Origin of the sequence: Micromonospora sp. NPDC049240 (genome assembly GCF_040647835.1) — a bacterium.
Classification (GTDB): Bacteria; Actinomycetota; Actinomycetes; order Mycobacteriales; family Micromonosporaceae; genus Micromonospora.
In genome coordinates, this window is record NZ_JBEZCX010000013.1 from 72,128 (window position 1) to 92,908 (window position 20,781).

General features: G+C 75.1%; 16 protein-coding genes. 4 read left to right on the top strand and 12 right to left on the bottom strand.

The features are described from left to right. The first annotated feature begins 131 nt into the window (after nucleotides 1-131). The 3 genes from AB0B02_RS20995 (at nucleotide 132) to rocD (ending at nucleotide 3,694) form a co-directional block, all read left to right on the top strand. Nucleotides 132-1,028 (top strand): DMT family transporter, encoded by an 897-nt coding sequence (locus AB0B02_RS20995; RefSeq protein ID WP_357302641.1) that lies wholly within the window; start codon nucleotides 132-134, stop codon nucleotides 1,026-1,028. A gap of 636 nt (nucleotides 1,029-1,664) precedes the next feature. After that, on the top strand, nucleotides 1,665-2,480 hold the full coding sequence (ddaH, locus tag AB0B02_RS21000) for a dimethylargininase (protein WP_281938580.1): 816 nt from the start codon (nucleotides 1,665-1,667) through the stop codon (nucleotides 2,478-2,480). Next, nucleotides 2,480-3,694 (top strand): ornithine--oxo-acid transaminase, encoded by a 1,215-nt coding sequence (rocD, locus tag AB0B02_RS21005; protein ID WP_357302831.1) that lies wholly within the window; start codon nucleotides 2,480-2,482, stop codon nucleotides 3,692-3,694. The genes ddaH and rocD overlap by 1 nt, the downstream gene beginning before the upstream one ends. A gap of 61 nt (nucleotides 3,695-3,755) precedes the next feature. Here the strand turns inward: rocD and AB0B02_RS21010 are convergent, their stop codons facing one another. The 6 genes from AB0B02_RS21010 to AB0B02_RS21035 all read right to left on the bottom strand — a co-directional run bounded on the left by AB0B02_RS21010 (nucleotide 3,756) and on the right by AB0B02_RS21035 (nucleotide 12,277). Then, complete coding sequence (locus AB0B02_RS21010; protein ID WP_281937696.1) at nucleotides 3,756-4,907, bottom strand: FHA domain-containing protein; 1,152 nt, start codon at nucleotides 4,905-4,907, stop codon at nucleotides 3,756-3,758. A gap of 210 nt (nucleotides 4,908-5,117) precedes the next feature. Continuing rightward, nucleotides 5,118-6,170, bottom strand: a complete 1,053-nt coding sequence (locus AB0B02_RS21015; protein WP_281937697.1) for an acyl-CoA desaturase — start codon at nucleotides 6,168-6,170, stop codon at nucleotides 5,118-5,120. 137 nt (nucleotides 6,171-6,307) lie between these two features. Next, nucleotides 6,308-9,997: a hypothetical protein gene (locus AB0B02_RS21020; protein WP_357302646.1), complete on the bottom strand. Its 3,690-nt coding sequence runs from the start codon at nucleotides 9,995-9,997 to the stop codon at nucleotides 6,308-6,310. A 47-nt stretch (nucleotides 9,998-10,044) separates the two neighbouring features. Next, on the bottom strand, nucleotides 10,045-10,365 hold the full coding sequence (gene cutA / locus AB0B02_RS21025) for a divalent-cation tolerance protein CutA (RefSeq protein ID WP_107160928.1): 321 nt from the start codon (nucleotides 10,363-10,365) through the stop codon (nucleotides 10,045-10,047). A 56-nt stretch (nucleotides 10,366-10,421) separates the two neighbouring features. Further along, the gene (locus AB0B02_RS21030; protein WP_281937701.1) at nucleotides 10,422-11,444 is read right to left on the bottom strand and encodes a 1-acyl-sn-glycerol-3-phosphate acyltransferase; all 1,023 of its coding nucleotides are present in this window, start codon (nucleotides 11,442-11,444) and stop codon (nucleotides 10,422-10,424) included. Continuing rightward, entirely contained in the window at nucleotides 11,444-12,277 is an 834-nt protein-coding gene (locus AB0B02_RS21035; RefSeq protein ID WP_357302650.1) for a patatin-like phospholipase family protein, read from the bottom strand. The genes AB0B02_RS21030 and AB0B02_RS21035 overlap by 1 nt, the downstream gene beginning before the upstream one ends. A 163-nt stretch (nucleotides 12,278-12,440) precedes the next feature. Here AB0B02_RS21035 and AB0B02_RS21040 point away from each other — a divergent pair, with 163 nt between their 5' ends. Next, nucleotides 12,441-13,976 (top strand): serine/threonine-protein kinase, encoded by a 1,536-nt coding sequence (locus AB0B02_RS21040; RefSeq protein WP_357302653.1) that lies wholly within the window; start codon nucleotides 12,441-12,443, stop codon nucleotides 13,974-13,976. A gap of 4 nt (nucleotides 13,977-13,980) precedes the next feature. Here AB0B02_RS21040 and AB0B02_RS21045 read toward each other — a convergent pair whose 3' ends face one another. The 6 genes from AB0B02_RS21045 to AB0B02_RS21070 form a co-directional block, all read right to left on the bottom strand. After that, nucleotides 13,981-15,042 (bottom strand): glycosyltransferase family 4 protein, encoded by a 1,062-nt coding sequence (locus tag AB0B02_RS21045; protein ID WP_357302834.1) that lies wholly within the window; start codon nucleotides 15,040-15,042, stop codon nucleotides 13,981-13,983. A 279-nt stretch (nucleotides 15,043-15,321) separates the two neighbouring features. After that, nucleotides 15,322-16,911 carry a trypsin-like peptidase domain-containing protein gene (locus tag AB0B02_RS21050; RefSeq protein WP_357302656.1) on the bottom strand — a complete coding sequence of 530 codons (1,590 nt, stop codon included), beginning with the start codon at nucleotides 16,909-16,911 and terminating at the stop codon, nucleotides 15,322-15,324. 62 nt (nucleotides 16,912-16,973) lie between these two features. Continuing rightward, nucleotides 16,974-18,518 carry an ATP-binding protein gene (locus AB0B02_RS21055; protein ID WP_357302659.1) on the bottom strand — a complete coding sequence of 515 codons (1,545 nt, stop codon included), beginning with the start codon at nucleotides 18,516-18,518 and terminating at the stop codon, nucleotides 16,974-16,976. Then, nucleotides 18,515-19,216 carry a response regulator transcription factor gene (locus tag AB0B02_RS21060; protein WP_107160940.1) on the bottom strand — a complete coding sequence of 234 codons (702 nt, stop codon included), beginning with the start codon at nucleotides 19,214-19,216 and terminating at the stop codon, nucleotides 18,515-18,517. The genes AB0B02_RS21055 and AB0B02_RS21060 overlap by 4 nt, the downstream gene beginning before the upstream one ends. A gap of 63 nt (nucleotides 19,217-19,279) precedes the next feature. Next, the gene (locus AB0B02_RS21065) at nucleotides 19,280-19,900 is read right to left on the bottom strand and encodes a PadR family transcriptional regulator (protein WP_107160942.1); all 621 of its coding nucleotides are present in this window, start codon (nucleotides 19,898-19,900) and stop codon (nucleotides 19,280-19,282) included. Then, nucleotides 19,897-20,736 (bottom strand): DUF4097 family beta strand repeat-containing protein, encoded by an 840-nt coding sequence (locus tag AB0B02_RS21070; protein ID WP_281937714.1) that lies wholly within the window; start codon nucleotides 20,734-20,736, stop codon nucleotides 19,897-19,899. Before AB0B02_RS21070 ends, AB0B02_RS21065 begins: the two co-directional genes overlap by 4 nt. Nucleotides 20,737-20,781: the final 45 nt, after the last annotated feature.

Below are 20,781 nucleotides of genomic sequence, written 5' to 3' on the forward strand. Positions count from 1 at the left end.
GCCGGGCTGTCCCCGCCGGCCGGACGCCGGCCGGGCGGGCCCGGTTCCGTCACCGGGTGTCGACTTCCGCACGTCTGGGTACCTCCGCACTGTCATGCGCGGCCTCCGCGCCTGGATCAGGAGGTACCAACGTGAACATCCTGTCCCGCCGGAACTCTCCGGCGCGTAGTACCGATGTGAACGGCGACGGGGTCGTGGACGCCCACGACGGGCCCCCGGCCGCCGACGGAACCCCGCTCGCGGACGGAACGGCCGACCGGCCGGTGGTGACCGACCGCGACGCGGTGCGGACCACGTACCGCAGCGGCGCGACCGCCACCGAGGCGGAGCGGGCCGCCGACGCCGGACCGGTCGCCGACGCGAGGCCGGTCACCGACCCCGGACCGGTCACCGACGCCGCGCGCGTCGAGACCGCGCCCCGCACCGGTGAGGCGGAGCGGCGGGCGGCGCAGCGGGCCGCCGCGGCCCGGGCGGCGACCAGCCGGCCGTCGGGTCGGAGCACGCGGACCGTCGACCCGGAACCCACCCGGGAGCAGGCCGTCGACCTGGACGGGGACGGCCGCCCGGACCGTGCCGTCGACCTGGACGGCGACGGTCGCCCCGATCGTGCCGTCGACCTGGATCGGGACGGCCGCCCGGACCGTCCCGTCGACCTGGACGGCGACGGCCGCCCCGACCGGGAACTCGACCCGGAGCTGACGAAGAAGCCGCGGGCCAGCCTGCTCGCCACGCTCGGTCTGATCGTGTCCGTGGTCGGCGCGCTCTTCGTGCTCTCCGGCACGCTGGCCGGCTACGGCATCGGGCTCGGCGCGGTCGGCGCGGTGCTCGCGGTGCTGGGTCTGATCGCCACCCGACGCCGGCACGTGGCCGGGAAGACCGACGCGCTGATCGGCATCATGGTCGGCCTGGCCGCCGTGGTGCTCGGCATCGTGGCGATGACCGGCCAGTTCGACTGGCCGACCACGGACGGCGAGTGGGCGGGCCGCTTCCGCGAGTGGCTTGATTCACAGTTTGTCGATCGATTCTGAGGGCACTGTTCCACTCGCCGGCAGCGACCGGCAGCCCGACAAAAGCTCCGGTGGTTCACCGGGCAGCTCCGGTGGTTCACCGGCAGGGCAACACCCTTTCGGGGGGCGGCGATTCGCCGCCCCCCGAAGTGTTTTCCCCGTCCCGCCGACGTGTGGACTCCCCGCCCACTCCCACTACCAGAGACAAATGTTCCACCCGTCGAGATCCCCATAGATCTTGGTACGTTTCGGCCCCCATAGGGGCCATTTCCTACCAAGATCTCGGCCGTTCGGGCTTTTCGGGCGCAGTACGCCCGCGTGCCGGGGTGGCTGGGGCGGGAGGGCTGGGGGCGACGGGACGGCTGGAGGCGAGTCGCGCGCCGGCTGCGGGAGCGCGCGGACTGACGCCAGTTCGCCGAGCCGGCGGCAACCTGAGGCGCCCGACGCGCGAGGGAAGCACGACGAGGAAGTAGAACGGGCGGAGTGCGTGGACGCAACAATCGGTCGATGAAGCGTCGTTAGACGCAATGATCAGCTGCTCGACGCACGGTTTCGCGGTGGAAGTCGACGCACCGGGCCGCATACGGTTGACCCACGGCGCCAGCCCGTGGGCCGACCGTGGCCGGGCGCGCCCGACCCTGGGAGCACCACATGACGATGGACGTTACCCGCCAGCGCTTCCTGATGTGCCGGCCGACGTACTTCGCCGTCGACTACGCGATCAACCCGTGGATGGACCCCACCGCCCCGGTCGACGCCGACCTGGCGATCCGGCAGTGGGAGCAGCTCCACCAGACGTACCTCGACCTGGGCCACGAGGTCGAGCTGATCGACCCGGTCGCCGGCCTGCCGGACATGGTGTTCGCGGCCAACGGCGGCACCGTGATCGACGACAAGGCCATGGCGGTGCAGTTCCGCGACCCGCAGCGCGCCGACGAGGCGCCCGCGTACCGGGCCTGGTTCGAGGCCGCCGGCTTCGAGATGTACGACCCGAAGCACCTCAACGAGGGCGAGGGCGACGTCCTGCTGGTCGGCGACCACCTGCTCGCCGGCACCGGGTTCCGCACCGCGCACGCGTCGCACGCGCAGCTCCAGGAGGTCTTCGGCTACCCGGTGGTCACCATGCAGTTGGTGGACGCCCGCTTCTACCACCTGGACACCGCGCTGACCGTGCTCGACGAGCGGACCGTGGCGTACCTGCCGGAGGCGTTCTCGCCGGGCAGCCAGGCGGTGCTGCGCCGGCTCTTCCCGGACGCGATCCACGCGACCATGGCCGACGCCGAGGTGCTGGGCCTGAACGCGGTCAGCGACGGCCGGCACGTGGTGCTGCCGGCGCAGGCCACCGACCTGGCCGCGAAGCTGCGCGACCGGGGTTACGAGACCATCGGGATCGACCTGTCCGAGCTTCGCAAGGCCGGCGGCGGACCGAAGTGCTGCACGTTGCGACTCCGTCAGGGAAAGGCGATCAAGTGATCATCGACGACATGCTGCGGACACCCTCCGCGGTCCGGGACGCGGAACGCCACACGGCGCACAACTACCACCCGCTGCCCGTGGTGATCTCCTCGGCGGAGGGCGCCTGGCTGACCGACGTGGACGGCCGCCGCTACCTGGACTGCCTGGCCGGCTACTCGGCGCTGAACTTCGGCCACCGGCACCCGAAGCTGATCGAGGCGGCGCACGCCCAGCTCGACCGGCTCACGCTGACCAGCCGCGCGTTCATCCACGACCAGTTCGCCGACTTCTGCCGGGAGCTGGCCGCGCTCTGCGGCAAGGAGCTGGTCCTGCCGATGAACACCGGCGCCGAGGCGGTGGAGACCGGCATCAAGGTCGCCCGCAAGTGGGGCTACCAGGTCAAGGGCGTCACGCCGGGCCAGGCCAACATCGTGGTGGCGGAGGGGAACTTCCACGGCCGTACCACCACCATCGTCAGCTTCTCCACCGACGAGGACGCGCGGGCCGACTTCGGGCCGTACACGCCGGGCTTCACCGTGGTTCCCTACGGCGACCTGGCCGCGCTGACCGCGGCGATCGACGAGAACACGGTGGCCGTGCTGCTGGAGCCGATCCAGGGCGAGCAGGGCGTCGTGGTGCCGCCGGAGGGCTACCTGCCCGGCGTGCGCGAGGTCTGCACCGAGCGGAACGTGCTGTTCATCGCCGACGAGATCCAGTCCGGGCTGGGGCGCACCGGCGCCACGTTCGCCTGCGACCTGGAGGGCGTCGTCCCGGACATGTACCTGCTGGGCAAGGCGCTCGGCGGCGGCATCGTGCCGGTCTCCGCGGTGGCCGCGAACGCCGACGTGCTGGGCGTGCTCCAGCCGGGTCAGCACGGCTCCACGTTCGGCGGCAACCCGCTGGCCTGTGCGGTCGCCACCGAGGTGGTCCGGCTGCTCGCCACCGGCGAGTTCCAGCGCCGCTCGGCCGTGCTGGGCGAGCGGCTGAAGGCCGGCCTGGAGGCGCTGCTCGGCAAGGGCCTCGTCGCGGTCCGGGTGCGCGGCCTCTGGGCCGGCGTCGACATCGACCCGGCGCTGATGAGCGGCCGGCAGGCGTGCGAGCGGCTGATGGAGCGCGGGGTGCTGGCCAAGGACACCCACGGCTCGACCATCCGGCTCGCCCCGCCGCTGGTGATCACCGCCGACGAGATCGACCACGCGGTGGCGCAGCTCACCGCCGTGCTGGCCGGCTGACGGCGTACGCGGAAAAGGGCGCCGGGACCACGACGGTCCCGGCGCCCTTCGCGCTCGTGGGTCAGGGACGCGGCAGCCGCATCGCCATGGTCGGCGCCTCGGCCATCACCGAGTTCGGCGTGTACGTCGCGTCGCTGGCCGTCTCGGCGGCCCGCCCGATCTGCACGCCCGGGTAGAGCTCGATCAGGTCGCCCTCGCCCAACGACCGGGACTGCTGGGGCGGCAGCGGGATCCGCTCCGTCTCGACCATCGACCCGCCCGGCCGGATGCCGGAGCCGTTGGTGCTGGTGTCGGTGACCACCACCTCGCCGCCGCGCCCCAGGTCGAACCGGACGTGGCTGCGGCTGATCCAGCGGCGGGCCTCGTCGTTGAGCCACTGGCCGAGCGTCACGCCGCCGGGGCCGTCCGGGGCCCGGCCGACCGCCACCGGCTCGGCCTCGGTGAGCACGAACCGCTTCCGCACCAGCCCGCCGATCCGCACCGCCAGCACCTCGCTGCGCGGGCGCTGCCCGGCGTCGGAGAGGCGGCTGCCGTGCCGGGGGCAGGTCGGCGCGCCGGTGCGCAACGTGGGCGGCGGCTGTTCGGACGGGGTCCGGTCGATCGCGGCCAGGTCGGCGAAGGCGCCGCCACCCCCGCCGCCGCCGAACAGCGCGCAGCCCGGCTCGGGGCAGCGCCACTGCCGGGAGAGCAGCTTGACGCCGGCCGGTGAACGGGAGCCGGTGACCGGGTCCTGGCCGCCGCCGACGTGCGCGATGAACACCGGCCCGCCGGCGCCGGGCACCGGCGCGAGCACCCGGCCGGCCTGGCCGACCCACGGGTAACGGCCGACGAGCCCGTCCAGCCGGGCGCGGGTGAGCACCGGCAGGCCGAGCAGGTCGGCCACCTCCAGCATCCGGTCGCCGGGCTGGTCGAGCACCTCCACCAGGCCGTCGTCGGCCCAGCGGCGGACCACCATCCGCTCGTTGGAGGTCAGGTCGGCGTCGGACAGCAGCGCCCGGTGCACGATCGCGTAGACCTGGACGCTGTCCTCGCCGATCTGCCGGGACAACGCGTCGATCACCATCCCGAGCCGCAGCAGGCTGGCCGGCCGCCCGCCGTCCAGGTTCTGCCAGCGGATCACCTCGGCCAGGTCGACCACGGCCCGCGCCAGCAACGGGTCGGTGCAGACCCGCCCCTCGATGGCGTCCAGCACCTTGCTGATCTCGAATCTCATGCCGCGCTCCGCACCATGTCGTCGCTTGACCCGGTCGGGGCCGGTCGCCCACCGGGCCGCGCGTCACCCCGGCGACGCGCCGTCCCACCACTGCGACGACCCTACCGGCCGCGTCCGACGGCGGCGTTCCCCCGCACGCCGGAAGCGGCGCACGCCACCGGCCGGGCCGGGCGGGGACACCCCTCGACGCCCCCGCCCGGCCCGCCCGACTCAGCCCGCGCGCAGCGGTCGCCCCACGTCGTGCAGATGCGCCAACCCCTGCCGGTACGACTCGACCAGCCCGGCCTCCGCGTACGGGATGCCCTGCTCGGCGCAGTACGCCCGGACCAGCGGGCGGGCCCGGCGCAGGTTGGCGCGCGGCAGGTTCGGGAACAGGTGGTGCTCGATCTGGTGGTTGAGGCCGCCCAGCGCCAGGTCGACGAACCGGCCGCCGCGCACGTTGCGGGCGGTGAGCACCTGCTTGCGGAGATAGTCGAGGTCGTCGTCGGCGGTGGGCATCGGCATGCCCTTGTGGTTCGGGGCGAACGCGCACCCCATGTAGAGCCCCCAGAGTCCCTGGTGCACGGCGGCGAAGAGCAGCGCCTTGCCCGGTGACATCACCGCCAGCAGCAGGCCGACGTAGCCGGCGGTGTGCGCCGCGAGCAGCGTCGCCTCCACGGCCCGGTGCCGCACCGGTACGCGCCACCGGCCGTCCGGCTGCCGACCGACCAGCGCCCGTACGCTCGCCACGTGCAGCGCCAGCCCTTCCAGCAGCAGCATCGGGAAGAACAGCCACGCCTGCCGCCGGGCCAGCCACCGGCTCAGTCCCCGGGTCGCCTGCGCCTGCTCGTACGTCCAGACCAGCGCGCCCGCGCCGACGTCCGGGTCCTCGTCGGCGTGGTTCGGGTTGGCGTGGTGCCGGTTGTGCTTGTCCACCCACCAGCCGTAGCTGAGCCCCACGGCGAGGTTGCCGGCGACCAGGCCGGCCACCTCGCTGGGCCCGCGCCGGCGGAACATCTGCCGGTGCCCGGCGTCGTGCCCGAGGAACGCCACCTGGGTGGTGGCCACCGCCATGACGGCCGCCAGCGGCAGTTGCCACCAGGAGTCGCCGACGACCGCCACCAACGCCCAGCCGGCCAGGAACGCGCCCAGGGTGAGCGCGATGCGGACCGCGTACCGGCCCGGCCGCCTGTCGAACAACCCGGCCTCGGCGACCCGGCGGGACAGCCGCGCGTAGTCGCTGCCCCGCCGGCCCTCCGGTGCCGCCACCGTCGAAGTCGTCATCCGCGATCCCCCCGCTTGGCCGTGGGCCCCGTCCGATCGTGACCCTCGGTGACCATCGTGCCGAAATTCGTGGCCCTGGGTAATCCCGTCATCCCCCGAACCACCGGTGGGGTTGCCCCCACCCCCGTGGGTTGCGGTCAGGTCAGGCGGGTGACGGCGGCACGCAGGCGGGCCAGGTCGCGGCGGCGTCGCTCGTACGTGGCGGCCAGACCGATCAGCGCCAGGCCCCCCAGCGCGAGGAAGACCCAGCGGGGCAGCAGGTCCCAGCTCCGGGCCAGCTCGTGCAGCGCCAGCGGCACCAGCGTGGCCGCGCCCAGCAGGACCGGCGCCTGCCAGCGCCGGACCGCGCCGCCGAGCACCGCGCCGAGCGCCACCGCGCCCAGCGCCAGCCGGCGCAGCGGCTGCGGGTCCGGTGCCGCCAGCACCGAGACCAGGCTGGGCAGCAGCGCCGCGCCGAGCCCCGGCCCGAGCGCCAGCCAGCTCGTCAGCCCGGGCCGGCGCCGCAACGCGAACAGGCCCGCGCCGAGGGCGAGCGCCGCCGCCGGCACCGTGTACGCCTCCAGCACCGCCACCCCGCCGGCCGCCAGCAGCAGCCAGCCGCCGAGCAGCTCGCTGCCGCCCGCGACCGCCGCGAGAGCGGCGCGCCGGCCCGGCGTCTCACCACGGCGCAGCACCCGGACCGCCACGACGACGCCCCAGAGTGCGCAGACCGACGCCGCGTACCGCAGCGCGCCGCCGGTGAGCAGCAGCGCGAGCAGCGCCACCGCCTGCGCCACCCCGTCCAGCACCGCACCCGTCGCCGTCCACCGCGTCCACTGCGTCGATCTTGGAGTTGTGGCGCCCACGATGTCGGAATCGCGCTTCTTGCGAACGACCACAAGTCCAAGATCGACGAATCGGGGCGTGACCCGCAGCGCCGGCGCGGCGTGCAGGGTCACCGCCGCGACGGCCAGCACCGCGAACCCGGCGGTACGCAACGGCAGGCCGCCGGCCAGCGGCGCGGTGACCGCGAAGGCGGTGGCCGCGGCCACCGCGCCCATCCAGCCGCCGAGCCGGACCGCGCCCGACCACCCGGTCACGCCCACCACCACGCCGGCCACCACCAGCGCCCCCAGCCCGGCCAGCGTCCCCGCCCGGGTGGCGACCAGCCCGCCGAACCCGAACCCGCCGAGCACCGCCCCCGTCAGCACCAGCACCGGCAACCACCAACCCGGGGCCGACGTCGGGCGCGCCCCCGCCGGTTTCGCCGTTCGCGCCCCCGCCGGGCCCGGGACCGACGCCGGAGCGTCGCCCACCGAGGTGGCCTGGCCCGGACCCGCCGTGGCGGCGGTCAGCAGCGCGGCCAGGCCGGTGCCGAACGCCACCGCCGGCACCACCGGCCAGGGCGCGCCGGCCGCCGCGAGCAGCACCGGCAGGGCCACCGCGCCGAACGGCAGCGCCGCCCGCACGCGCCGGCCGACCGGCGTCCCGATCCGGGCGTACGCCGCCGCGGCGACGCCGAGCAGCAGCAGGGTCAACCCGGCCCGGGCCGCCTCCGCCGGAGCCGCCGTGCCGGCCGGTGCCCCGGACCAGGGCCGGACCGGCAGCTCCCCCAGCACCGCCAGCGCGCCCGGCGCGGCGGCCAGCCCGGCCAGCCCGGCCAGCGCCGCGCCGACCACCCGCGGGGCGTACGCCGGCCGGGTCGTCCCACCGCCAGCGGCCAGCGCCAGCAGCACTCCCGCCGCCGCGTAGAGCGCCACCGGTTCCCGGCCCGGCACGACCAGCGGCCCGAGGCCGAGCGCGGCGAGCGCCACCGCGAGCGCCGTCGAGGCGTACCCGGTCAGGTCGGGCCACCGGCGGCGGACCGCCAGCACGGCGACCACCGGCACCACGACGGCGGTCGCCCCGCCCCGCAGTTGCCACCAGGTCGGCGCGTGAAGGCCGAGCAGCGCGACGGCCACCGCCGCCGGTACGGCGAGCAGCGCCACGGCCAGCGCCAGCCCGGCGACGACCGGCTGGGCGCCCGCACCGCGCCGGCCGAGTGCCGCCACCGCCACGCCGAGCACTGCCGTCACCGCGAGCACCGCGACGGCACCGGCCGGCGCGGCGCAGCCGACCAGCAGCGCGTGCCCGACCAGCACCGCCCCCGCCGACGCGGCGACTCCGACGACGACCCGGCCCCGGCGCGGCCGGGCCACGGCACCCAGCAGCAGCGCGGCGGCCACCGTGAGGTCGGCGACCAGAACCGCCGGCCACGGCGTGCCCACCACGGCCGGCGCGGCGAGGACGGCCAACCCGGCGGTCACCACCCCGACCAGCGGTCGGGCGGCCCGGGGCGTCAGCAGCGCCACCGCGCCGGCGACGAGCAGCAACGCGGGCGGCAACTGCCAGCCCCAGGACGGCACGGAACCGCCCGGCCGGGCCCGGACCGCGGCGACCGCGACCGCCGCGGCCGTCACCCCGGTCAGTACGACGGTGACCTGTCCCAGCCCGGCGGCCACCGCGAGCGCACCGATCCGCGGCCCGGTCCGCAGCCGCGCCGGAAGCGCCCGGACCGCGCCGGCCAGCACCGCCACCGTGAGCCCGGCCGCGAGCAGCAGCAGCCCGGGACGCTCGGCGGCGACCGGACGTACAAGCGCGGCGGCCAGCACCGGCACCAGCAGCCCGGCGGCCACCGCGCGCCACATCCGGCCACCGGCCGCGTACGCGCCCGCCACCAGGGCGAGCGTCACCACCAGCAGTGGACCGCCGGCCAGCAGCGGGGTGCCGCCCGCGCGGCCGACCGCCAGCGGCACCAGCGCGAAGCCGGCGGCCAGGGCCAGCGCCGCTCCGTGCCCGAGCCAGCCCAGCACCTGCCCGGCCCACACCGCCCCGCCGGCCGGGCCCGTGCCGGCGCCACCCCCCAGGCGCGCGCCGCCGGCACGGGCGGTCCGGCGGCGCAGGGCGACCACCACCGCCAGGTCACCGAGCGCCAGCACGGTCAGGGCCAACGCCCAACCGGCCGCCGCCGGCCGGGCCGCCGCCACCGCCAGCGGCAGCACCGGCTGGGCCGCCAGCCACGCCGCGAACCACGGCGCGGTCAGGCGGCTGAGTCGCCCGTAGCCGGCCGCCACGGCAGCGCTGACGGCCGCGACCAGCGCGGCGTACCGGCTGCCCGGCCAGCCGGCGACCCCGAACAGGTCCACCGACCAGGCGGCGTACCCGTCCAGGAGCACCAGCAGCAGCCCCACCGCGGCGATCGTCTCGGCGGTGCCGCGCAGCCCGCGCGCCCGGGCCAGCAGCGGCGCGGCGAGGGCCAGCACGGTGACGGCGAGCAGGATCAGCGCCCGGCCGGCCACCCCGAACGCGGCCCAGGCGACCGCGGTGAAGACGATCGCGGCGGTGCCGAGCAGCAGTCCTCCGAGCACGAAGAGCAGACCCTGCACCGCCCGGCCGGACGTCTCCGCGCCACCGGCCCGGGCCGTTCCGGCGACGGGCGGCGCCGGCCGCACCGGCTGCACCGGCCGCACCGGCCGCACCGGCTGCGACGGGTGCACCGGCTGCGACGGGTGCACCGGCTGCGACGGGTGCATCGGCGCCCCGGCGGTGACCGTCCGGGGCGCGGGGATCTCCAGGCGGATCCGGGCGGCCAGCGCCGCCCGTCGCTGCCGGACCGTGGACAGCCGGCCGGCCAGCTCCTGGTACGCGACCCGGGCCGCGTCCACCCGCGGGGTCAGCGCGGCGATCTCCCGGTCCAGCCGGACCACCTCGGCGGCGGGCGGGTAGGGCGGGCGACCGCAGGCGCGGCAGCCGGCGACGAGGTCGGCCGGTGCGCCGCACCCGGGGCAGGGGTAGCCGGTGTTCTCCACCCGGTCAGCCTCGCCGGTGGCGGGGCGGGCGGACAGAGTAGGGGTACCTAGGGCCGGGTGTGTTCGCGTACCCAGGCGGTGTAGTCCGGGTTGCCGCTGTCCTCCCGGGCGACCAGGATCTCCGGCACCTCGTACGGGTGGCTGGCCCGGATCTGGTCGACAAGCGCGTCCACCCGGTCCGGCGTGGTCTTGAAACGCACCGACCACTCGGCGGTGGTCTGGATCGCCGACTGCCACCAGTAGGTGCTGTCCACCGGGCCGCCGACCTGGGCACACGCCGCCAGGCGGCCGGCGACGGCCGCAGCCGCCAACACGTCCGCCACCCGGCGGGCATCCACCACCGTCGTCACCACGCAGATCTGGTCCACCAGCGCACCCTACGCGGCGTCCGGGCCGCGCCGCCGTATCCGGGCACGAAAGCCGCTCAGGCGTCGACCGTGCCGTCCCGGGTGGCGGCGATCCACTTGTCGATCCGGGCCCACCAGTCGAACAGCCAGTCGATGCGCTCCTGCTTGCCGGCGGGGATCTCCTCCGGCGGCACGGACCAGAACCGCATCACGATCCGCTTGTCCATCGGCAGCTCACGCCACACGTCCGCGACCGTGAGCAACTGGTCCAGGCCGGTGTGCGCCACGAAGATCACCCCGGCGTCCGGCGCGGCGTCCAGCGCGGCCAGCAGTCCACCGGGCTGCGGGGCGAGCACGTGCTGCATCCGCTCGGCCCGCAGCGCCATCCGCTCCAGCCCGAGCGACCGCAGCCGGGCGATCGCCCGCAGCCGGCGCGACGGGGTGAAGTTGCCGCCCTCGGGGAAGATCACGAAGGCGTCGTCGTCGTCGAGGCCGGTGGCCAGGTGGCTGATCTGCCGTACCGCCGAGTCCCGGCCGTCCGCGCCGGGCGCGATGAACCGGTTGGGCAGCCGGTTGAGCAGCACGTCGATCGCCGGGTCCCACTGGAGGCTCTCCTTGAGCACGATCCGGGGCTCCCGGTGGAACCAGTTCACCAGCGCGTGGATCAGGATGAACGAGTCACCCGGCCCGGCGTGCCGGCAGAGGACCAGCTCGGGGCGGCCGGGCAGCGCGGTGTCCGGGTCGGTGCCGACCACGTCGATGCTCAGCCGCAGCGTCCACCGGGCCTGCCAGAACAACACCCGCAGGAAGCGGCCGGCGACCACGTAGTGGGCCCGCTGGAACGCCGGCGAACGCTTGTACCGGCCGAACCCGGACGCCAGCCAGAGCACGAAGAGCGTGAGCAGCGCGGCGGCGTCCCAGACCAGGTAGACGGTGCCGATCCAGAGCAGCCGCAGCGGGCGCAGCCGTCCCGGCACCAGCGGCGACGCGGCCAACGCCAGCAGCGCCCAACCGGGCAGCGTGGTGACCACGGCGACGGCGAGCAGCACGACGCCGGGCGCGAGCAGCAGTCGGCGTACCCAGCGGGGTGGCAGCGGCATCAACGCTCCAGCGCGGTGTCCAGGTAACGGCGGGAGGCGGTGTACGCCCGGCTGATCCGCCGCCCCACGGCCGCCATGTCCCGGTACGCCCACGGGCTGTCGTCGCGCGGCTCCAACCCGCCGGTCGGCAGCACGTGCACCTCGACGCCGTCGGGCAGCGCCGCCATCTCCCGGGCGAACCGGTGCCGGCGGGCGATCTCGAACGCGACCTGGGCGACCTCCCACGGCCGGCGCGGCGGGCTCAGCTCGCGCTCGATCCGGCCCACCTGGAGCACGAAGATCTGCGTCGCGCCGGCCGCCACCGCCTCGCCGACCGGGATCGAGTTGACCACCCCGCCGTCGATGTAGTGCTGGCCGGCGATCTGGGCGGGTGGCAGCAGCCCGGGCACCGAGGCGGACGCGAGCACCGCCGGCACCACCGGCCCCTCGGAGAACCAGTACTCGGCGGCGCGCTCGATGTTCGCCGCGCAGCACCGGAACGGCACGGCCAGGTCGGCGAACGTGGTCGCCTCACCCAGTTCGCTCTCCAGCAGGCGGCGCAGTGGGCGGGGCGAGTGCAGGTGGGTCCGCGCGGCGAAGCGGCGTAGCTGCCGGGCGACCGAGTCGCCGTACACCTCGCTCGCCTCCGGGGAGGCCCAGAGCCGGACCAGCCGGTCGGTGACCGCCTCGGTCGGGTCGGCGGCGACCAGGGCGCCGTTGACCGCGCCGATCGAGGTGCCGAGCACCAGGTCGGGCCGGATCCGGGCACGGAACAGGGCGCGCAGCATGCCGACCTCGACCGCCCCCAGCACTCCCCCGCCACCGAGCACGAACGCCACCGGACCGCCTGCCATGCCGTTCATCCTGGCACGGGCCGCGCAGTCCGGCCCGGCGTGCCCGGCCGGGCACGGTGGGCCACGGCCGACGCGCGGATCGTGACCGGCTTCCGGACGCCCGTTGACAGGCCGGACACATTCCCGCAACCTGGTAGCGCTCCCGAGCCCAGGCAGGTGCGAGGTGAAGGCGACACTCCAAGCCGGCCGTCTGCTGGCCCGGCGGTACCGGCTCATCGACCGGATCGGCGCCGGCGGCATGTCGGTGATCTGGCGGGCCCGCGACGAGGTGCTCGACCGGGTGGTGGCGGTGAAGGTGCTCGCCCCCTCGCTCGCCGCCGACGCCCGGTTCCGCGACATGGTGCGCGAGGAGGCCCGCTCGGCCGCGCAGCTCGACCACCCGCACGTCACCGCCGTGCACGACTACGGCGAGACGGTCGCGCCGGACGGCTCGATCACCTCGTTCGTGGTGATGGAGCTGCTCAGCGGCGAGGAGTTGGAGCACCGGCTGACCGAGGGGCCGCTGCCCTGGGCGGCGGCGGTGGAGACGGGCGCGCAGGTGGCCGAGGCGCTGGCCGCGGCGCACCGGCTCGGCATCGTGCACCGCGACGTCACCCCCGCCAACGTGATGATGACCGGCGTCGGGGCGAAGGTGCTCGACTTCGGCATCGCCACCCGGGTCGGGGCACCGGACGAGGACGAGGACGGCGGCACGTTCGGCACCCCGGCGTACGTGGCGCCGGAACGGCTGGACGGGGCACCGGCCCAGCCCGCCACCGACGTCTACTCGCTCGGCGTGCTGCTCTTCGAGACACTGACCGGCCAGCCGCCGTACCCGGCGGACACCTGGGAGCAGCTCAGCGCCGCGCTGGCGGAGCACGCGCCGCCCACGCTGGACGGCGTACCCGGGCTGCCCCGGCCCGTCGCGGAGATCTGCCTGCGTTGCCTGGCCCGCGATCCGCGGGACCGGCCCACCGCGCACCGGGTGGCGGCCGTGCTCCGCGACCAGTTGCTCCCCGCCGATCCGCAGGCCGCCACCATGCTGGCGCCGACCATGACGCTGCCCGCGCTGAGCCGGACAGCGGCCCCGCCGACCCAGCCGGTCCCCGCCCCGCCCGGTCCGGCGGGCGGACCCGGTCCGGCGGGCGGACCCGGTCCGGCGGGCGGACCCGGTCCGGCGGGCGGACCCGGTCCGGCGGGCGAACCGGCGCCGGTCGGTGGGCCGGGCCGACGCCGCGTCCTCGCGCTGGCGGGGGCCGGGGTGGTGCTGGTCGCCGCCGCCGCGTTGCTGGTGCCGGCGTTGACGCCGGACCGGCCGGTCGAGCCCCGGGTGCTGCCGACCGCCGGGCCGGTGGAGACACCCACCGGCGTGCCGACCGGTGACGGGGACCCGGCCACCACGCCGCCGCCCGAGCCGACCCGCGCGCCGGCCACCACCGTCCCGGCCGCGCCGACCGACGAGCCGGCGGACGCGGCCGAGCGGGTGGACGGGCTGATCGAGGCCGGGCTGACCGACGGTCAGATCCGCAGCGACGTCGGCGTGGACCTGCGCAACCTGCTGCGCAACGCGGTGGCCGCGAGCGGCGAGGACGAGGTGACCGCCGCGGTGGAGCGACTCCGCGGCAAGATCGCCGAGCGTCGACGCGAGGGCAGCATCACCCCCGGGTACGCGCGGCAACTCGACGCCGCGGCAGCGGCGCTCGTGGTCGGGCGCACCTGACCGGTCAACCGGTGACGAGCCCCGCGACCGCCCGCGGGCCGTCGGTCGTCGCCCGCCCGGCCAGGAAGCCCCGGTACACCGCCTCGTACCCGGCGGCCATCCGCTCCACCGAGAAGCTCTCGGCGACGTGCGCGACGCAGTCGGCCGGGTCCAGGTCGGCGACCGCGCGCAGCGCCGCCGGCAACTCGTCGGCGGCGTCGCACACCAGCCCGGTGACCCCGGTACGGACCAGTTCCGGCACCGCGCCCCGGCGCAGCGCCACCACCGGCGTACCGGTCGCCATGGCCTCCACCATCACCATGCCGAACGGCTCCGCCCACTGGATCGGCATGATCAGGCAACGCGCGTCGAGCAGCAGCCGCAGCACCGCCTCGCGCTCGGCGTTCACCACAAGCGTCACGTCCTCGCCCAGCAACGGCTCCACCACCTGCTCCAGGTAGCGGCGCTCGGTCGGTTCGTTGCACTTGCCGGCCAGGGTGAGCGGCAGCCCGGCCGCCCGGCAGGCCCGGATCGCCACGTCGGGGCCCTTGTCCGGGCTGAACCGGGCGAGCCAGAGCACCGGCCCGGCCCCCGGCGCGCGCTTGTGCGGGAAGTCCCGCAGCGGCATCGCGTTGTGCACCGTGCCGACCCACGGCAGGCCCGGGTTCGCCCGGCGCTGGGCGTGCGAGATCGCGATCAGGCCGACCCCCCGGTCGGTGTTGCTGAGCACGGTGCCGTACTCGCCGACCGGGTTGCCGTGCACGGTCGCCACGGTCGGCACCCGGCGGCGGCCGGCCACCATCGGGCCGATGGTGCTGTGGTCGTGCACCAGGTCGAAGTCGGCCGGGTCGACCAGGTGGTCGACGTGCGCCAGGTGGGCCAGCTCGGGCAGCGACTCACCCAACCGGTCGAACTGCAGTTCGGCGCAGGTGGAGACGAACTCGGCGGCGGTGCCGTGCTCGGTGCCGGCCCCGAACAACGTCACCGCGTGCCCGCGGTCGACGAGCGCGTCGACCAGCCCGGCCACCAGGGTCTCCAACCCGCCGTAGCCGGGTGGCGGCACCGACAGCCACGGCGGGACCACCATCGCGATCCGGAGCGGCCCGGCCCGCGCCCGGTCAGGCGGTGGCTGGTCGACGGCCACGAGTCCCTCCCCCGCTGGTCCCCGGCGTACCCGATCGGCGGCGGGTTCCCGACGCGGCACGCGGTAAACGGCGTTCGCGCCCGGACCGGTCACCGGGCCGGTCACCGGGCCGGTGACCAGCTCACCCGGACCGGGTGAGCCACGAAGAGGGGCGGTGGGCGACGAAGCCAACCCCCTTGGCTCCGTCGCCCACCGCCCCGGGAGGGAGGTAGGTCTTGCGGACTATGACGTTTCGGCGAGCGTCACGGTTGCCGTCTCGTCGGATCCGTTTCGCTTGAACTGAAGTTCGACCCGGTCGCCGACCTTGCCGGCCTGCACGGCGCCGACCAGGTCGTTGGAATCGTTGATCACCTTGTCGCCGAACTTGGTGATCACGTCACCCCGCTGGATCCCGGCCTTCTCGGCGGCGCTGCCCGGGGTGACCGCGGCGACCATCGCGCCGCCGTCCTCCGCGGCGTTCACGCTGACCCCGAGCGACGGGTGGCTGATCTTCTCGCCGCGCTGGAGCTTCTCGGCCACGTCCTTGGCCTTGTTGCTCGGGATGGCGAAGCCGACACCGATGTTGCCGTTGCTGCCCTGCCCGGCGGTGGCGATCGCGGTGTTGATGCCGATCACCTCGCCCCGGGTGTTGACCAGCGCGCCGCCGGAGTTGCCCGGGTTGATCGGGGCGTCGGTCTGCAACAGGCCGGAGATCGAGCTGGCCCCCTGCTGCGGGGTCTGCTGCTGGCCGCCCTCACCAGCGGAGATGGTGCGGTCGCGGGCGCTGAGGATGCCGGCGGTCACCGAGCCCTGGAGGCCGAGCGGGCTGCCCAGCGCGAGCACCTGGTCACCGACCTGCATGCCGTCGCTGTCGCCGAACTTCGCCGCCTTCAGGTCACTCACGCCGCTGGCCTTGACCACCGCGAGGTCGGTCTTCGGATCCGTGCCGACGATCTTCGCCGAGGCGTTCTTGCCGTTGGCGAAGACCACCTTCACCGTGTCGCCGCTGGCGGAGGCGACCACGTGGTTGTTGGTCAGCACGAACCCGTCGGCGCTGAGGATCACCCCGGAGCCCTCACCGCTGTCCGTCATGATCGTGACGATGCTGTCCTGCACGGCAGCCGCGATCTTGGGCAGGTCGGCGCTGTTGATCACCGGAGCGGCGGAGTAGGTGCGGGTGACGCCGCCGCCGTCGTCGAGCGCGAGGGCCAACGCGCCGCCGGCCACGCCCGAGCCGAGCATCAGGGCCAGCGCCAACGCGCCGGCGCCGACGAACTTGCCGGCCCGGCTGGGCCGCGCCGGCTGGTGCTGTCCCCACGGCGGGACCGGCTGCCCGGCCTGGTGCGGGGGGTACGGCTGCGCCTGGTACGTCGGAACGGGTCCCCCGGTGTGCGACGACGGGTAGCCGGAGCCGCCCTGCTGCGCCCACCCGCCCTGCTGCGGCGACCCGTACCAGTTCTGTGGTTGCCCCGAGGCGGGGTACGGCGGCGCGGAGGGCTGGGCGTACGGGCTGCCGGACGGCTGGGCGTACGCGCCACCCGGCGCGTACGGGCTGGCCGGCGCGGCGGAGGACGGCGCGTACGGGTTGGCCGGCGTGTCGGACGACGGCGCGTACGGGCTGGCCGGCGTGTCGGACGACGGCGCGTACGGGCTGGTCGGTGCGTCGGCGTGGGCGGTGGTTCCGGCGGCCGGGGAGTCGGCCGGAACCGACGCGGCGGCCGGAGTGGAGTCCGATGTCCCGCTCTCGACGCGGGGCAGCTCGGCGGTGTGGTGCGACGGCTGGGCGTCGGCAGGTGCCGGCGACCGCTGCGGCTCGGTCTCGTGGTCGGTCATGCCTACAGCTTTCCCCGCCGCACTGTCACCAGCCTGGAATCCGCCTGAATGTTTTCTGTAAGTCACTCGCCCGACTCCGGCGTCTCCGGCAGCAGCGGCAGTTTCACCCGGAACGTGGCCCCGCCGCCCGGCGTGGCGACCGCCTCGACGGTGCCGTGGTGCGCCGCCACCAGCGCGGCGACGATGGCCAGGCCGAGGCCGGTGCTGGTCGGCCCGGCGGCCCGCCGGGTCCGGGCCGCGTCCACCCGGTAGAACCGCTCGAAGACCCGTTCGGCCTGCTCCGGGGTCAGGCCGGGGCCGGTGTCCGCCACCTCGACCACCGCGACGTTCCCCGCCTCGGCCCGCAGCCGCAGCGTGACCGCGGCGTCCGGCGGGGTGTGGGTGAGCGCGTTGGTCATCAGGTTGCCGATCACCTGCCGCAGCCGGGCGTCGTCACCGAGCACCACCAGCGGGCCCGCGCCCGGTTCCAGCTCCAGTTCGATCCGCCGTTCCGGGTCGACCACCCGGGCCGCCTCCACCGCGTCCGAGGCCAACACCGGTAGCTCCACCGGGGCCAACGCGATCGGCCGTTCCCGGTCCATCCGCGCCAGCAGCAGCAGGTCCTCGACCAGCAGCCCCATCCGGGACGCCTCGTCCTCGATGCGGCGCAGCAGGTCGGCGGTCTGCTCCGGGGCCCGGGCCGCGCCCTGCCGGTACAGCTCGGCGAAGCCCCGGATGGTGGTCAGCGGTGTCCGCAGTTCGTGCGAGGCGTCCGCGATGAACTGCCGCATCCGTTCCTCGGACCGGCGGGCCCGCGCCTCGGACGCCTGCGCCAGGGCGGCGGCGTCCCGGGCGCCCGTCTCGGCGCTGCGCGCCGCCGCCTCGGAGGCGGCCCGCGCGGTGAACGCGGCCTCGATCTGGGCCAGCATCGTGTTCAACGCCCGGGAGAGCCGACCCAGCTCGGAGGTGGGGCAGGGCCGCCCCTCCTCCGGGTCGGGCACCCGCCGGGTCAGGTCGCCGCCGGCGATGGCCCCCGCGGTCCGCTCGATCTCCACAAGCGGCTTGAGGCTGGTACGCACGATGCCCGCGCCCACCGACGCCAGGATGATCAGCACCGCGCCGCCCACCAGCAGGTCTATCCAGAGCAACTGCCGCACGGAGAGGTCGACGTCGTCGAGGTTCTGCCCGATCGCCCGGTACGAGTCCTCGCTGTCCTGCCGGATCATCATCCGCCACCGGACCTGCCGGTCCGCTCCCTCGACGGTGAACGCCTCCCCGTTGGCGTGCTCCTCGTACCAGCGCTGCTGCTTGATGCCGGCCGGCAGGTCCTGCTCGCTCAGCGCCCGGTCCCGGGCGAACGCCACCCGCTGGTACGTGCTGTTCCACTGGGCCACCATGTAGTCGGTGGGCAGCGTGTTCAGGTTCTCCTGGCTGACCGTCACACCGCGGTCGAGCTGGTCGTTCAGCTCGCCGTCGATCCGGCCCACCAGATAGTTGTGCAGGAAGTACGCGGTGGAGACGCTGATCACGAGCAGGGCGCCGGCCACCAGCGCGAGCACGGCGGTGACCAGCTTGAGCCGGAGCGGGATCCCGCGCAGCCAGCTCTTCGCGTCGTGGACGGCGTTCACGCCGCCGGCTTGCGCAGCACGTACCCCACCCCACGCAGTGTGTGGATCAGCCGGGGCTGGGTGTTGTCGACCTTGCGCCGCAGGTAGGAGATGTACGACTCGACGATGTTGTCGTCGCCGCGGAAGTCGTAGTTCCAGACGTGGTCGAGGATCTGCGCCTTGCTGAGCACCCGGTTGGCGTTGAGCATCAGGTAGCGCAGCAGCTTGAACTCGGTCGGCGAGAGCTGCACCCGCTGGCCGGCCCGGTGCACCTCGTGGGTCTCCTCGTCCAGCTCCAGGTCGGCGAACGTGAGCCGGGACGGCGCCTGCTCGCCGGTCGCGGTGCGCCGCAGCACGGCCCGGATGCGGGCGGTCAGCTCCTCCAGGCTGAACGGCTTCGTGACGTAGTCGTCGCCGCCCAGCGTCAACCCGCGGATCTTGTCGTCGGTGGCGTCCCGCGCGGTCAGGAACACCACCGGGGTACGCGTACCACCCTCGCGGAGCATCCGGATGACCTCGAAGCCGTCGAGGTCGGGCAGCATCACGTCGAGCACGACCAGGTCGGGCCGGTGATCCTTGGCGGCGTGCAGCGCCGCGCTGCCGCTGGTCGCGGTCGCCACGTCGAAGCCCGCGAAGCGCAGGCTCGCGGAGAGCAGTTCGAGGATGTTGGGATCGTCCTCGACGACGAGCAGTCGAGCCTCGGTGTGGGTAGCCGCCATGGCCCCATCATCCGTGCTCCGGCTGCGGTCGCGCTGGGTGGTGGCTGGAAACAACCTGTGAGCTCAGCGGAGCAGTCGCCGCAGCCCGTCGAGCGCGCCGTCGAGCAGCCGGATCGCGGTCCGGAGCTGGTTGTCGCTGAGCCGCCCGGCCCGCACCAGCGCGCCGACCTCGACGGTGAACGCGGCCAGCCGCTCGTCGAACTCGACGAGCAGCGGTGCCTCCGCCGGTCGGGCCGCCCCGTCGTGGTCACCGGGCCGGGTGGCCGGTGGCGGCGTCCAGCGGCCCTGCCGGGTCTGCCGGGTCACCTCGCGCAGCTCCCGCTTCAGGTCGCGCACCGAGCCGCGTACCTCGGTGCGGATCTCACCGGCCAGCGCGGAGAGGTCCTCGACGGAGGCGCTGATGTCGGCCTCCAGCGTGGCCAGCTCGTCGGCGCGTTGGCGCAGCTCGGCGCGGCCCGCCTCGGTGATCTCGTAGACCTTGCGCCCGCCCACCGCGGTGTGCGTGACCAACTCCTCCACCTCCAGCCGTTGCAGGCGGGGGTAGATGGTGCCGGCGCTGGGCGCGTACAGGCCGAGGAACCGCTCCTCCAGCAGGCGGATCAGCTCGTAGCCGTGCTTCGGCCCGTCGTCGAGGAGCTTGAGCAGGTAGAGCCGGAGCCGCCCGTGGGTGAACACGGCGGTCACGGCAGGTCCTCCACGTCGTCGGCGTCCGCCACCGGGCGGGCCAGCAGCGCGATGCTGCCGGACGTCGCGGACGCCCAGAGCTTACCCGCGCCCCCGCCCAGCACGCCGTGGCTGTCCTTGACCGCGCCGAACCCGTGCTGGCCGCCGCAGATCTGCGGAAAGCCACTGGTGATCCGGCCGGAGGTGGTGTGCAGGTGCACGCTGAGGTCGCTGTCCTCGCGGACCCGGACGGTGATGCTGCCGGAGATGGCGCTGAGCCGGATCTCGCTGCCCCGCGGGTTGTCCAGGTCGCAGGTGATCGAGCCGGAGACCGCGTGGGCCCGCACCCGTTCGGGCGCGCTGTCGGCCAGGATCAGCTCCCCGGAGACCGTCTCCAGGTCGAGGTCGCCGCCGATGCCGAGCGCCTCCACCGGACCGGAGACCACCTTGGCAGTGGTGCGTCCGCGCAGCCCCATCAGGGTGACCTGGCCCGAGGTGACGTCGACCCGGGTGTCCCGGCGCAGCCCGGAGGCGACCAGCGCGCCGTCGATCAGGTGCAGGTCGGCGAGCGCCTGGGCCGGCACGGCGACCGACACCTCGGCGCGGAACCGGCGGCGGAGCTGACCGAGCCACCAGAGCACGCCCGGCCAGCGGGGCATCCGCTCGTGCCGGACGGTCAGCCGACCGTCGCGCAGCTCGACCACGATCGGCCGGCGGCTGATCCGGGTGACGTCGACCCGGGCCGGGCCGTCGGCGGCGACCACGTTGAGCCGGCCGCTGACCAGCCGCACCTCCAGCCGGGTGACCGGCTCGTCGAGCGTGAGCCGGCGCGGACTGTCGACCGTCCAACTGGCCATGGCGTCCTCCCCTCGCCGACGTGCCGGACGACACGTCGAGTGACG

Coding starts and splice junctions, on each gene's coding strand:
- AB0B02_RS21035 (WP_357302650.1), bottom strand. CDS start 12,277: ATGGCAGGCGGTCCGGTGGCGTTCGTGCTCGGTGGCGGGGGAGTGCTG.
- AB0B02_RS21010 (WP_281937696.1), bottom strand. CDS start 4,907: ATGAGATTCGAGATCAGCAAGGTGCTGGACGCCATCGAGGGGCGGGTC.
- AB0B02_RS21015 (WP_281937697.1), bottom strand. CDS start 6,170: ATGACGACTTCGACGGTGGCGGCACCGGAGGGCCGGCGGGGCAGCGAC.
- AB0B02_RS21045 (WP_357302834.1), bottom strand. CDS start 15,042: ATGGTGGTCCCGCCGTGGCTGTCGGTGCCGCCACCCGGCTACGGCGGG.
- AB0B02_RS21030 (WP_281937701.1), bottom strand. CDS start 11,444: ATGCCGCTGCCACCCCGCTGGGTACGCCGACTGCTGCTCGCGCCCGGC.
- AB0B02_RS21060 (WP_107160940.1), bottom strand. CDS start 19,216: ATGGCGGCTACCCACACCGAGGCTCGACTGCTCGTCGTCGAGGACGAT.
- ddaH (WP_281938580.1), top strand. CDS start 1,665: ATGGACGTTACCCGCCAGCGCTTCCTGATGTGCCGGCCGACGTACTTC.
- AB0B02_RS21050 (WP_357302656.1), bottom strand. CDS start 16,911: ATGACCGACCACGAGACCGAGCCGCAGCGGTCGCCGGCACCTGCCGAC.
- AB0B02_RS21070 (WP_281937714.1), bottom strand. CDS start 20,736: ATGGCCAGTTGGACGGTCGACAGTCCGCGCCGGCTCACGCTCGACGAG.